The sequence below is a fragment of the Anaeromassilibacillus sp. SJQ-5 genome, from assembly GCF_054108045.1.
This window is the reverse complement of the sequence record NZ_JBPJWQ010000002.1, coordinates 1-12,448: the sequence shown is the minus strand read 5'-3', so window position 1 is coordinate 12,448 and position 12,448 is coordinate 1. Positions and strand designations below refer to the sequence as shown.

General features: G+C 53.6%; 11 protein-coding genes and 1 tRNA gene. 5 read left to right on the top strand and 7 right to left on the bottom strand.

Going from position 1 to position 12,448, the window contains the following annotated elements; translation table 11 throughout:
• Positions 1-70 precede the first annotated feature (70 nt).
• Both ACSAMM_RS15230 and ACSAMM_RS15225 read left to right on the top strand, forming a co-directional pair.
• Positions 71-802 (top strand): AzlC family ABC transporter permease, encoded by a 732-nt coding sequence (locus ACSAMM_RS15230; RefSeq protein ID WP_178724181.1) that lies wholly within the window; start codon positions 71-73, stop codon positions 800-802.
• On the top strand, positions 799-1,122 hold the full coding sequence (locus ACSAMM_RS15225; RefSeq protein WP_457792218.1) for an AzlD domain-containing protein: 324 nt from the start codon (positions 799-801) through the stop codon (positions 1,120-1,122). Before ACSAMM_RS15230 ends, ACSAMM_RS15225 begins: the two co-directional genes overlap by 4 nt.
• On the opposite strand, the gene ACSAMM_RS15220 is transcribed toward ACSAMM_RS15225, so the two are convergent.
• The 6 genes from ACSAMM_RS15220 to asnB all read right to left on the bottom strand — a co-directional run bounded on the left by ACSAMM_RS15220 (position 1,103) and on the right by asnB (position 7,088).
• Entirely contained in the window at positions 1,103-1,519 is a 417-nt protein-coding gene (locus ACSAMM_RS15220) for a hypothetical protein (RefSeq protein WP_457792216.1), read from the bottom strand. The two genes, ACSAMM_RS15225 and ACSAMM_RS15220, sit on opposite strands and share 20 nt — an antisense overlap.
• Positions 1,497-2,447, bottom strand: coding sequence for a phosphodiester glycosidase family protein (locus ACSAMM_RS15215; protein WP_457792214.1), 951 nt, complete (start codon positions 2,445-2,447; stop codon positions 1,497-1,499). The genes ACSAMM_RS15220 and ACSAMM_RS15215 overlap by 23 nt, the downstream gene beginning before the upstream one ends.
• 139 nt (positions 2,448-2,586) lie before the next feature.
• Positions 2,587-3,729 carry a sn-glycerol-3-phosphate ABC transporter ATP-binding protein UgpC gene (locus ACSAMM_RS15210; protein ID WP_178724175.1) on the bottom strand — a complete coding sequence of 381 codons (1,143 nt, stop codon included), beginning with the start codon at positions 3,727-3,729 and terminating at the stop codon, positions 2,587-2,589.
• 174 nt (positions 3,730-3,903) lie between these two features.
• Positions 3,904-4,614, bottom strand: coding sequence for a pseudouridine synthase (locus ACSAMM_RS15205; RefSeq protein ID WP_457792213.1), 711 nt, complete (start codon positions 4,612-4,614; stop codon positions 3,904-3,906).
• A gap of 73 nt (positions 4,615-4,687) precedes the next feature.
• Positions 4,688-5,158, bottom strand: coding sequence for a DUF4830 domain-containing protein (locus tag ACSAMM_RS15200; RefSeq protein WP_178724171.1), 471 nt, complete (start codon positions 5,156-5,158; stop codon positions 4,688-4,690).
• A 94-nt stretch (positions 5,159-5,252) separates the two neighbouring features.
• Complete coding sequence (asnB, locus tag ACSAMM_RS15195; protein WP_457792212.1) at positions 5,253-7,088, bottom strand: asparagine synthase (glutamine-hydrolyzing); 1,836 nt, start codon at positions 7,086-7,088, stop codon at positions 5,253-5,255.
• 205 nt (positions 7,089-7,293) lie between these two features.
• Here asnB and ACSAMM_RS15190 point away from each other — a divergent pair.
• Positions 7,294-7,378 (top strand) — tRNA-Tyr (locus tag ACSAMM_RS15190).
• A 70-nt stretch (positions 7,379-7,448) separates the two neighbouring features.
• On the opposite strand, the gene ACSAMM_RS15185 is transcribed toward ACSAMM_RS15190, so the two are convergent.
• Positions 7,449-8,348: a helix-turn-helix domain-containing protein gene (locus ACSAMM_RS15185; protein ID WP_457792211.1), complete on the bottom strand. Its 900-nt coding sequence runs from the start codon at positions 8,346-8,348 to the stop codon at positions 7,449-7,451.
• Positions 8,349-9,047: 699 nt separating this feature from the next.
• On the opposite strand from ACSAMM_RS15185, the gene ACSAMM_RS15180 reads away from it, so the two are divergent.
• Together ACSAMM_RS15180 and ACSAMM_RS15175 are read left to right on the top strand one after the other, a co-directional pair.
• Positions 9,048-10,868, top strand: coding sequence for a glycerophosphodiester phosphodiesterase family protein (locus ACSAMM_RS15180; RefSeq protein WP_457792210.1), 1,821 nt, complete (start codon positions 9,048-9,050; stop codon positions 10,866-10,868).
• 339 nt (positions 10,869-11,207) lie between these two features.
• Positions 11,208-12,398 carry an IS256 family transposase gene (locus ACSAMM_RS15175; RefSeq protein WP_457789050.1) on the top strand — a complete coding sequence of 397 codons (1,191 nt, stop codon included), beginning with the start codon at positions 11,208-11,210 and terminating at the stop codon, positions 12,396-12,398.
• Positions 12,399-12,448 lie beyond the last annotated feature (50 nt).

Here is a 12,448-nt window from a genome sequence, read left to right as displayed (position 1 = left end):
CCGACAAAAACCCGCTTCCCTTTTCGGAAGCGGGTTTTACCATGACACCATGAAAGGCCTGACCTGTCGTATGAGCGATTCCACGCCGCGCCGCGCCCTGTTTGTTCAGGGCCTGCGCTATGGGCTGCCGATTTTGCTGGGATACGTGCCCGTTTCCTTTGCCTTCGCCGTCACCGCGGTGGGCAGCGGGCTCCCCTGGTATCTGGTGCTGGCCATCTCCATGACCAACTTCACCTCCGCCGGGCAAGCCGCCGGTTCCGGCCTGCTGGCCGCCGGGGGCCCCCTGCCGGAAATCGGCGTGACGGTGTTCGTTATCAATATCCGCTATATGCTCATGTCCCTGTCTCTGTCTCAGCGGTTGGAGGGGATGTCCCTGGGCAAGCGGCTGCTGGTGGCCAACGGGGTGACGGATGAGATTTTTTTCCTCGCCATGCAGAAGCCGGGCAATCGCCTGTCCGGCTGGTTTTTCACTGGCCTGGCCCTGGGGCCGTATGCCGGCTGGGTGGGCGGAACGCTGGCCGGCGCGCTGGCCGGCGCCGTGCTGCCTGCCTCCTTGACTTCCGCGCTGGGCGTGGCGCTGTACGCCATGTTTATCGCCATCGTTATTCCCACCGTGCGGGATTCCTCCCGGGTGGCCCTGGTGGTGGCCCTGGCGGTGCTGCTGTCCTGCCTGTTCCATTACGTGCCGGGCCTGAACGCCGTGCCCTCCGGCTGGGCGCTGATTCTCGCGGCGGTGACCGCTTCGGCGGTGGGAGCCTGGCGCTTTCCCCACGTCGAGCCGCAAGGGGGTGCCGCCTCGTGAGCACGCCTGTGTATTATGCCCTCGGCGTCCTGGTTATGGCCGTGGTGACGTATATTCCCCGGGTGCTTCCCCTGTCGCTGATGCGCCGCCGGGTGGAGAGCCGGTTCTTGCAGTCCTTTCTGTATTACATGCCCTACGCCGTGCTGGGCGCCATGACCTTCCCTGCGATTTTGGAGGCGACGGCCACCCCTTGGTCGGCGGCAGTGGGGATGGCGGTGGCCCTCATCCTCGCCTATCTGCGGCTGAATCTGCTGCCGGTGGCCCTGGCCTCCACCGCGAGCGTCTTTGTGGTGGAGTGGGCTATGGGGCTTTACCGGTAGTGTGGAACAGGCCGCCCGCCGTCCCTGCCAAAAGAGCAGCCAGCAATAAGGCTCCGCCCGTCGCCCAGTATACCCGATCGTAGGCGGTGAAGCGGCCGGATACGTTGACAATGCCCCGGACGAGACAGCCGAAAATCAGCGCGGCGATGCCGGAGTTCCAGAGGTTGAAGGCGGACCGGTTCAGCCGCTCCGCCCGGGCTGCCAGCAGCAGCCCGAGAGACGGCGCCATCCCTCCCGCCAGAGGGAGGAGCCACATCCAAGCGAGAAACGGGGAGTCCTCCCCGTAGCTAAACCGGGCATAGATTCCATGAAACGCGATGCACAGCAGGGTGACCAGCAGATAGACGGCGGCTGCGAGAAGCAGCCGCTTGTTTTTATGCCCGCCCGATATATACAATGTCGCTCACCGCCCTTTCGGAAATGGTGCGGCCGTTGGTGGTGGGGTTGTTCAGCACCCGGCCGTTGAAATACAGGGTGGAGGAACCGCCGCCGTCCAGGTTGTAGGCGGTGGCGCAGCCCGCCTCCCGCATGACCCGCGCCAGATCGGCCAGCGTCAGCCCCACGCTGTCGGCGGTGCGCCCGTCGGATACGGCTAAGACGATATGCAGCGGGTCGATGAAGCCGATGGCGGTGCGGGGGTTGCTCGACATGGCTTTCCCCACTTCCTCGCCCTCGGTCACCGCCACCTCACCGTTCTGCACCAGCACCGGCCCGAAAGCGAACAGCTGCACAACGCCGCTGTCCAGCAGTTCCTGGGCGGTCACTTCCGCTTCCCGGATGATGCCGCAGGTGCCGTCGGCGTAGATGACCAAATCGCCGTTCTCGCTGTCCGCGCGTACTGTGTCCCGGTAAAGCACGCCGTTTTTGATGACATATCCCCGGGAGTTGGCGCCGTAGTAATCGCCGTTCACCGCCAGAATGGCCTGATTGGCCGCCGCCATGGCCGATACCTTTTGGGTGACGTTGGTGCCGAAGGTGCTATGGGCCAGCGCGGTCTTCAGGCTGGCGGCGCTTTGCAGCCGGATATCCGCCAGATACACGGTGGTGTTTTCCACCCGCCGGGTCTGCATGGTGATGGATACCGCCCCGTCGGTATAGGAGTCCTCGGTTATCACCGCAGCGGCTGTAGGGTTCCCCTCGGATGTTTCGCCCGATTCCGCTGGAGAAGCGGCCGTCTCACCCGTTTCCTTTTGGGACGCGTCGGGCGATACGGCGCTTAGGGGATGGGGGATAACAAAGACGTCCAGCAGTGCGTAAGCGGTGAAGGCCAGCAGGCACAGGGTGAATAGCCCCGCGTATACGAACGGCTTGCGGAAAAAGCCCATGAGAGATCCTCCTTGTTTAGGATGCTCTCAGTATACCGCCAGCTTGTGTGCGGCGGTTGTCGGTTTGTTGAAAATCCGGTGAACATCAAAAATCCCCCGGCGAGCCATAGGCCCGCCGGGGGATTCCGTGTGGTTATACTCAGTTGCAGATGGTGCGCTCGGTCTCTTTGTCGAACAGGTGAATCTTGGTGTTCTCCAAAGCGATCTCAATGGTATCGCCAGGACGGGCTGTGGTGGTAGGCTCGACGCGGGCGGTGAAGCTGTGGCCTTCCACGTTCACGAACAGGAAGGTCTCGGCGCCCATCAACTCGGTGACTTCCACTTCCGCCTGCACCTTGCAGTCGGAGAACTCTTCGAGCAGACGGGGTTCGTCGTGGACGTCCTCAGGACGGATGCCCATGATGAGCTCTTTATCCACATACTCTTCCAGCACGCCCTTGACATTTTTATTCTCAGGCAGCGGAATCTGATACTTCTTGCCGCGGGTGGTCTTGGTATCCTCGGAGCCGAACTCCACGAAGAACTTGCCGTCCTTCTTGATCAGCTTGGACTCGATGAAGTTCATCTGCGGGCTGCCGATAAAGCCGGCGACGAACATATTGCAGGGCGAATCGTACAGGGTCTGAGGAGTCTCCACCTGCTGGATAAAGCCGTCCTTCATAACCACGATGCGGTCAGCCATGGTCATAGCTTCCGTCTGGTCATGGGTAACGTAAATAAAGGTGGTGCCCAGCTTCTTATGCAGCTTGGACAGCTCGGTTCTCATCTGCGCACGCAGCTTAGCGTCCAGGTTGGACAGCGGTTCGTCGAGCAGGAAGACCTTCGGCTCACGCACAATGGCACGGCCCAGGGCGACACGCTGACGCTGACCGCCGGACAGAGCCTTCGGCTTCCGGTCGAGCAGGTGGGCGATATCCAGAATACGCGCGGCTTCTTCCACGCGGCGCTTGATTTCATCCTTCGGGGTCTTGCGGAGCTTCAGACCGAACGCCATGTTCTCAAACACGGTCATGTGGGGATACAGGGCGTAGTTCTGGAACACCATCGCGATATCGCGATCCTTGGGGGCCACATCGTTGACCAGCTTGTCGCCGATGTACAGCTCGCCGTCGGAAATCTCTTCCAGACCGGCGATCATACGCAGGGTGGTGGATTTACCGCAGCCGGAAGGTCCGACCATGATGATGAATTCCTTGTCCTTGATTTCCAGATTGAAATCGGAAACCGCCGTGACGCCACCCGGATATTTCTTGTAAATGCTTTTGAGGGACAAACTAGCCATACCAAAACCTCCATAACTCTACATGGACCGGCGCAGCCAGCCCTTTTCATGAACAAGTCTTACTGTTTATACTATATCAGAATTCCCCGTATATAACCATTCTTTTAATCCACAAACTTTTAAAAACTGCTTTATCTAAAATATCTAAGGACAAAATCCACAAAAAAATACCACCTAAAAAAAGACCGAAGCGGTTTCCTCGGGGGTCAGTTCTCGACATTTTTCCTCCGGCAGAGAAGGATCCAAAACCAGCCCGCCGATGGCGTACCGCTTCAACCACAAGACCTTGCGGCCTACCGCCTCGAACATCCGCTTTATCTGGTGGTACTTGCCCTCGCAGATTTCTACCTCCACCAGCGGCCGGTCGCCGGCCCGCAGAATGGTCAACTTTGCCGGCAGGCAGCGGGTGCCGTCCTCGAGGCTTGTCCCTTCGTGAAACAGCGCCACATGCCTATCGTCCGCCGGCCCGTCCAACACCGCCTGATAGCGCTTGAAAATCGCCTTTTTAGGGGAGAGCATCCGATGGGCGTAATCGCCGTCGTCGGTGAGAAGCACCAGCCCGTGGGTGTCCTTGTCCAGCCGCCCCGCCGGGAACATCCCCCGCCGCCTCAAGGCGGGGGGGAGTAAATCCACCACCGTCGCCGCTTTGGGATCCCGGGACACGCACAGGATGCCCGCCGGCTTGTTGAGCATGACATACAGGTGCTTTTTATAACCGAGCGGCCGGCCGCCGACAGTCAAGGCCTGCTTTTCGGGATCGCACTTCGCGCTCGGATCCCGCACCGCCGCGCCGTCCACCGTCACCCCGCCGCCGCGTATCAGCTTTTGCACCTCGCTGCGGGTTCCCAGCCCCTGGGATGCCAGCAGCTTATCCAGCCGTTCCATACGTCACCGCCCCTGAAGAATCGTTGTGGGATTTCCTCCAGTATACCATGGGACGGCGCAAAAGAAAAGAGAATCAGCTCCCCAGCTTGGTCAGGCCGTGCATGAACCCGTCCAGCGCCGTGGAAGAAACGTCACCGCCCACAATCTTATCCTTATATATATAGAGGTGGGCCAGCACTCCCTCCTCTCCGGGGTAGTTGAGCACCGTGTAGGTCCAGCATTTCACCCGTTTGCCGTGATAGGGTTCCAGGTCCATGCCCGCCGTCTTCTGCAGGTCGTTGTACTGGGTGAACACCTCGTCGAATTCGTCGGGAATCAGCACTTCCCGCACCTCCACGCTCTGCGGCGTCACCTCGTAGCCCAGATCCCGCAGAAAGCCGATCCGCTCGGTATCGTCCGCCGCGGCGACCGGGCTGAAGGTCTGGGCGGAGGTTTCGCCTCCCGGCCAGGCAATGACCACAATCAAGATGGCGATGAGCATCACCACGCATACCAGCATGGACAGGATCTGCTTTTTTGAGGTCTTGATCGAATAGACAAACATACCGCTCCATCCCTCCGCCGCTCCGGCCATCCGCCGGCGCTTCCTATATCCCATCTATATGCGGGGCGGGGAGAGGATATGCGCGCGGGATAGGCTACGCCTGCTCGGAAAAATAGACGCCGTACCACACCAAAAACATGTACACGGTCCAGATTTTGCGGCTGTTGTCCTTTTTCCCGGCAGCGTGCTGATCGAGCAGGCGGACAAGCTCCTCGGTATGGAAAAACCTCTGGGCGTCGGCGGAGGTAAAGGCCGCCTTGACCCGGTTGTAATGCTCTTCCTTGCGCAGCCAGATGCGGATGGGCACCGGAAAGCCCAGCTTGGGCTTGCTGGCCGAGGCCTTGGGCATGTGCCTCTCGGCGGCCAGGCGCATGGCGTATTTGGTGGTGCCGCCCCCGATGCGGTGTTTGACCGGGATGCGGGAGGCCACCTGAAAGACCTCCCGGTCCAGGAAGGGCACCCGCAGTTCCAGCGAATGGGCCATGCTCATCCGATCCGCCTTGAGCAGAATGTCGCCCACCATCCAGCGGTTGATGTCGAGATACTGCATGCGGGACACGTCGTCCAGCCCCTGGCACCGCTCGTAATACTCTGCCGTGTAGGCGGTGGGTTCGGTGGCCGGAATATCCCGCAGCAGCCGGGCCTTTTCCTTCTGGCTGAACATGTTGGCGTTGCCGATGAACCGATCCTCCAAGGTCTTGGAGCCGCGGATGAGGAATGATTTGCCCTTAAAGTCGAAGGGGATGGCCCCCACCACCGCCGCGGCCGCCCGGCGCAGCCAGCGGGGCAGCTTCTGATAGCCCGCCAGGGAATAGGGTTCGTGGTAAATCCGGTAGCCGCCGAACAGCTCGTCCGCTCCCTCGCCGGACAGCACCACCTTCACCTGCTCGGCCGCCAGCTTGGAGACGAAATACAGAGCCACGCAAGACGGGTCGGCCAGGGGCTGATCCAGATGGTATTGTACCTTGGGCAGCGCCTCCCAGTATTCCTCCTCGCTGATCAGATGGGTATAATGCGCGATCCCCACCTCTTCCGCCAGCTCGGCGGCGTAATTCGTTTCGTTGTAATGCTGCCCGTTGTCAAAGCCCACGGTAAAAGCCTTTTGCCCTCCGAAATAGGAGGCAACGTAGCTGGAATCCACGCCGCCGGACAGGAAGCAGCCCACCTCCACGTCGCTTATCCGGTGGGCCTCCACGGAATCGGTGAACACCCGGTCGATGCTGTCCACCGCCTCCTCCAGGGTCATGGATTCGTCCGGCTCAAACACCGGCTCCCAGTACCGGTGCTCCGTCACGGTTCCGTCTTTGAACCACAGATAATGGGCGGGCGGCAGACAATAGATGCCTTTAAAAAAGGTTTCCCGCGGGACGGCGTACTGAAAGGAGAGGTAGCTGTCCAGCGCTGCCGGATTGAACGCCTTAACCACGCCGGGATGGGCCAGAATGGACTTGATTTCCGAGCCGTACACCAGGCTCCCGTCGTCGAGTACGGTGTAGTGCATCGGCTTGATGCCGAAATAGTCCCGGGCGATGAATACAGAGCCCTCCTCTGGGTTCCAAAGCACGAAGGCGAACATGCCCCGCAGGCGGGGAAGCAGCTCCTCCCGCCATTCCTCGAAGCCGTGAACCAGTACCTCGCCGTCACCGTCGGTGACAAACACATGGCCGGCGGCCAGCAGTTCGTCCCGCAGCTGGCGGTAATTATAAATCTCCCCGTTAAACATCAGCACCAGGGACTTGTCCTCGTTGTACAGCGGCTGGTTGGCCGCCTCAATGTCGATAATGCTCAGACGGCGAAAGCCCATGGCAATGCCGTCGTCCAGATAATACCCTTCCGAATCCGGCCCCCGATGGGTGATGAGCCGGGCCATTTCTTTAATATAGGCGTCCCGGTCGAGAACGTTTCCGGTGAATCCGCAAAATCCGCACATAGTTTAAACCGCCCAATCTTTTCGAATTCCAGGGGTACCTGCCCCGTATCGTTAGTAGTATACCAGATTCCGGCAGGGATTTAAACGGGACAGCTGAAAAATTCAAAAATTCCCGCAGTCGGAGCGGGGGCTGCCTGCAAAAAATTGCGGTTGGGGGCTTGACAACCTAGGTTGTCCATGGTATAGTATCACTTGCGTTGGACATGGGAGAGTTCCCGAGTGGCCAAAGGGGGCAGACTGTAAATCTGTTGTCACTGACTTCGATGGTTCGAATCCATCCTCTCCCACCATCCAAACAAGACCCGCTTTTCGAACGTTTTTATCGAAAAGCGGGTCTTGTTTTATACACTATTATGATGTTTACGGGTTCAACTCCAATGTTGCGGAAACGGTACCTTTTTCACAGTTGTACCAAAAATATCTGTCATGCTGTACCTGTTCAACATCGAAGAAAGAATAATAAATGAGCATAGACCCGCTATCAGTCCCCCACTGTAAAAACTGATATTTTATTTCTGGACTTAAATCACTATTGTATTGCAGACCATATTTTGCCAATTCATTCATCTCAACGCCAGTCGATAAATATGCAGATAAATTGCTCTCAGAGCTTTTTTCTATCCACGCTAAAGCAAGAGAGTCTCTGTCTCCATATTTTAGAGAAAGAACATATTTTTTACCGTCAGGTGCCCACCGAAGCCCCTCATAGGTACAATCGCCGTAAGTGATTAACGTTTCAATATTATTAGGCTTCTTCGTTATTATCAGAGAGAGTCCATCCTCTTGGGAAAATCTACGCCACGATAGCTGATTATCATAAACAACGACGCTGGTAGATCTATCTGGGGATATGCTTTTATCAATAACAAAACAATATCCACCCCTCCAAAGAACAAATACACATATCGCCGCAATAGCAACAAAACAAACCATGGCTATAATTATGTGCGTTCTATTCAGTATTTTGACTTTGCGCGTTATCTCTTCTCTGGAATAGTCGATAATATTTTTGGTGGTCATTACTACTTTTTCAATATAATCATCCTGAATATCTCGTTTACCTTCGATCAATTCAGCAATAGATATGCCTAATATCTCTGCAAGCGGTTCAAGCAGTGATATATCCGGCGCACATAAACCGCGTTCCCATTTGGAAACTGCCCTGTCTGTAATATGAAGAAAATCGGCAAGCTCTTTTTGCGTCATGCCTTTTTCTTTGCGCAACTTCTTTATCAGAAAGCCCGTTTTTGTGTTGTCCATGTAATCCCTCCCGTTTATGCTTATTATAGATCACATCCTGCAAAGATGCACCAAACCACAGGTTGATATTCGTGAACAAGAGCCGTTTTTTGAACACTTTTATCGAAAAGCGGGTGTTTTCTACGTCTAAAGTCTTGATAAGTCCGCTCATACAATTGCAAAAGACTCTACAGCGGTAGACAAGTCAAATGAACCTTGTCTGTTGTTCAGACAAAAAATTGCTTGCTTCCATCTGCCTTTTGATTGCATAAAGGCAGATGGTCGTAAACAGTCCCTTTGCAGATTCATACAGCCCGCAATGCGCATTGCGTAAGGGCTTTTGTAGCATTATGACGATAAGTGTTCGATAAGCACAAAGTCGACAATGATATGCTAATTTGAGAATTTCATGAGCTGTTGGGAAAAGACGATTAAGTAAAAAAAGTCATATCAAGATTTCTAGCATAAATTTATGGTATAATAACCTCACGCCGTAAGCGGAAATCAGAGATTTCCGCTTACGGCTGAGAGAACATTGAACCACTCCGGAACGGTCAAGGACGTTCCGGGCCAAAGAGGGCGGCGCTCCGCACCGCCTTGTGGTATAATATAGATGACAATTATCAGAAAGCCGTATTGTGAAATGCGGATACCATTCAAGATCTGGAAAACCCTTTATCATAATTTGTATTACTTTCTCAAGAATGTATAGGGGTGACTATGAAACAGTTTATAAAAAGCATCTTTGATATTTCGTTTAAAAATTGGCCGACACTGCTATTGTTTAACATCTTGTACAAGGGCCTTTGCTACTCCACTATATATTCAATCATAAGCAACTTGCTATCTCTAACATTAAAATCAATAGAGGTATCTTATTTATCAACTGAGAATTTGTATCTTGTTTTGACAAACCCGATTGCTATTATTTTATGTATCTGCATGATTGTACTTGTTACTGCTTCGGTGATTTTTGAGACAATAGCGTTATATACCTATTGTGAAGCAGGGTGGCAGCAGGAACGGCTTTCCATCCTGACATTGTTAAAGCGTACTGTATTGCATGGCAAAAAGCTGTTGAATATATCAAATATAGTATTCTTTTTGGGCTTCACCGTCATGATACTCTTAACTGTCCTGCCGTTTTCCCCCTATATTTTGCAGTGGTTGAGCATACCTGAGTTCATCATGGAGGTTATCACACAAAACTCTTTATTGCTTCCAATTTATGTAGTGGTTGTGCTGGCGGCCACCCTTGTCTGCCTATTGTTTTTGTTTATCCTTCCCTACATGCTGTTTCATAATAAGACGATTAAAATGGCATGGAAAGACGGCATGGCGCTTCTGAAAAAGCGTAAAATCGTCTCTATTGCCCATCTGCTAGGAGCATTTCTCGTGTTCGGAGCTGTGATGCTGGCACTGCTCTCTCTTGCCATTCTCGGACTGGTTGTCTACACAAAGCTTGTGGAGTCCCCGGCAGAAGCCGTAGCAATGTTTACCCTGAACTTTAAGCGTGCTTTCCCCGTGGTAATTCTAATCCTTAGTACGCTTACTACAATTTGGCTGTTTTCTGTGCTCCTCACGCTTTTTCATCGGTATCATGAGGACATTCGGCCTGCTCGTGTCCCGAGGGCAAAGAATGGAATTCACCATCTAATCCACCATGTAAAGAATGCAGCAATCATCCTGTCTGTCGCGTTGGTTCTGATTATATTCAGCGAAACAGAACTGGGCGGAAGTGTTTTATATCAAACCTATTCAAATCCGGAAGTCGTCGCCCACCGTGGGGGCGCAAAATTTACACCGGAAAATACAATGGCGGCGGTGGATAATGCCATTTCCATGGGGATTGATACGATTGAAATTGATGTACAGCAACTACGGGACGGAAGCTTGATTCTACTGCACGATGACAACTTTAACCGTATCGCAGGGCACAACAAAAAGGTGTGGGAGGTTGACTATTCCGAGGTGCAGACATATGATGCCGGAAGCTGGTTTTCTCCTGAATTCATTGGGGAACCTATTCCGACATTGGATGCTGTTTTACAGCGGGCAAAGGACAATATTCGAGTTATGATAGAACTCAAGTTGACCGGCCATGAGAAAAACTTAGTTGAACAGGTAATTGATATTATTGAAAAACATGATATACTCAATCAGTGCCTTATTGGTTCGTTGAATCTTGAGATCCTGAAAGAAGCGAATGCCATCAATCCGAAGATTGAAACGGTTTATATCACGCCGTTTATTTTTTCCGGCCAATACTCTATTGATTTTATAGATGCGTTCAGCGTGGAAACGACTTCCATGACGAGAGAAATGGTTACTACCATGCATATGCAGAAAAAGAAAGTATATGGATGGACAGCCAACTCAAAAGAAACCATTCAGAAAAATTTGCGATGTCAGGTTGACGGTATTGTGACCGATAACCCTGAAATGGTGAAGTGTTACACGAAACAGGCATGGGAAAACCGTTTGTTAGATACTATAATTCAAAAATTTTTTAATGAAGTGCCTAAGTCTGAATTCGATTAAGATCTATTACGAACCTGCTTGCTTACTGAAAATGTAGCCCTTTCTTAAGCGGTGTTAGGTTTAAATACAATCGTTCAACCCCTTTTGTTAAATGCAAATTCACATTTTCCATACCCCGCAGACATTGTCAAAAGAAGCCGATTGCTGTAAAGTGGTCGACTTCTTTTATTTTGTGTGATAGGATATGAATAAGGTTATTTATATTTCGGAAGCGTTTAAAAGCCATGATAAGGTAGAATAAGTTGCGCAAATTGAAAAAGGGATAAAAAAAGAGACATAGTTTGCAGTCTTTGGTAGAATGAAGTCACGACACACCATTCTGAAAGGAGACAATAAACTATGTCCGAGAAAATTGTACAACTAAATGAGGAAGTAATCAAGGGTGAAATCAGGGAACTGGTGCGTGGGAGCGTGGAGGAGACCCTCAACGGCCTGTTGGAGGCGGAGGCGCAGAAACTGACCCAGGCGGCGCGCTACGAGCGCAGCGAGGAGCGGCAGGCCTACCGCAGCGGTCACTACCAGCGTAACTTGACCACCAGCTCCGGCGACGTGACCTTGAACGTCCCTCGTTTAAAGGGAGCAACCTTTGAAACCGCCATCATCGAGCGGTATCGCCGCCGGGAGAGCAGCGTGGAGGAAGCGCTGATTGAAATGTATCTGGCTGGAGTATCTGTGCGCCGCGTGGAGGACATCACCGAGGCACTGTGGGGCAGCAAGGTGTCCCCCTCTACCATCAGCGAACTGAACAAGAAAGCCTATGTCCACATTGAAGACTGGCGCAACCGCCCCTTACAGGGCGGTAAGTACCCGTATGTGTATGTAGACGGCATCTACCTGCGCCGCAACTGGGGCGGAGAGTATGAGAATGTGGCCGTACTGGTTGCCATTGCGGTTAACGAAGACGGCTACCGCGAGGTGCTGGGCGCTGCCGAGGGTATGAAAGAGGACAAGGCTAGCTGGGTCAGCTTCTTTCAGTGGCTCAAAGGGCGGGGTCTGGAGGGCGTCCAGCTCATCGTGGGAGACAAATGCCTCGGTATGCTGGAAGCTGTGGGAGAGGTGTACCCGGACGCGAAATACCAGCGGTGTGTGGTACACTTCTACCGCAACGTGTTTTCCTGCGTCCCACGCACCAAGGGGAAGCTGGTGGCCAAGATGCTCAAAGCAATCCATGCCCAAGAGAGCAGAGCCGCCGCCCAGGCGAAGGCGCGGGACGTAGTGACCGCTCTGCGTGAAATGAAACTGCCCGAGGCGGCGAAAAAGGTAGAGGATGGGCTGGAGGAAACACTTGCTTACACTGCTTTCCCCTATGAGCACTGGACGCGCATCCGCACCAACAATGTGATTGAACGTCTTAACCGGGAGATCCGCCGTCGCACTCGCGTGGTGGGGGCTTTCCCAGACGGTAATTCTGCCCTCATGCTTGTCTGTGCCCGGCTGCGTCATGTGGCCGGCACTCAGTGGGGCAGCAAGAAGTATATGAACATGAAGCATTTAGACGGGGCGTGTGACGATGCCTCTTTTGCCGGTTGACTTCTTTCTGTTTTTGACTGCAAACTAATTTGCGCATAACTCTTGACACT

Bases quoted from the DNA above. Each gene is read 5' to 3' on its own strand.
- ACSAMM_RS15230 (WP_178724181.1), top strand. From the start codon at position 71: ATGAGCGATTCCACGCCGCGCCGCGCCCTGTTTGTTCAGGGCCTGCGC.
- ACSAMM_RS15215 (WP_457792214.1), bottom strand. From the start codon at position 2,447: ATGGGCTTTTTCCGCAAGCCGTTCGTATACGCGGGGCTATTCACCCTG.
- ACSAMM_RS15210 (WP_178724175.1), bottom strand. From the start codon at position 3,729: ATGGCTAGTTTGTCCCTCAAAAGCATTTACAAGAAATATCCGGGTGGC.
- ACSAMM_RS15205 (WP_457792213.1), bottom strand. From the start codon at position 4,614: ATGGAACGGCTGGATAAGCTGCTGGCATCCCAGGGGCTGGGAACCCGC.
- ACSAMM_RS15200 (WP_178724171.1), bottom strand. From the start codon at position 5,158: ATGTTTGTCTATTCGATCAAGACCTCAAAAAAGCAGATCCTGTCCATG.
- asnB (WP_457792212.1), bottom strand. From the start codon at position 7,088: ATGTGCGGATTTTGCGGATTCACCGGAAACGTTCTCGACCGGGACGCC.
- ACSAMM_RS15185 (WP_457792211.1), bottom strand. From the start codon at position 8,348: ATGGACAACACAAAAACGGGCTTTCTGATAAAGAAGTTGCGCAAAGAA.
- ACSAMM_RS15180 (WP_457792210.1), top strand. From the start codon at position 9,048: ATGAAACAGTTTATAAAAAGCATCTTTGATATTTCGTTTAAAAATTGG.
- ACSAMM_RS15175 (WP_457789050.1), top strand. From the start codon at position 11,208: ATGTCCGAGAAAATTGTACAACTAAATGAGGAAGTAATCAAGGGTGAA.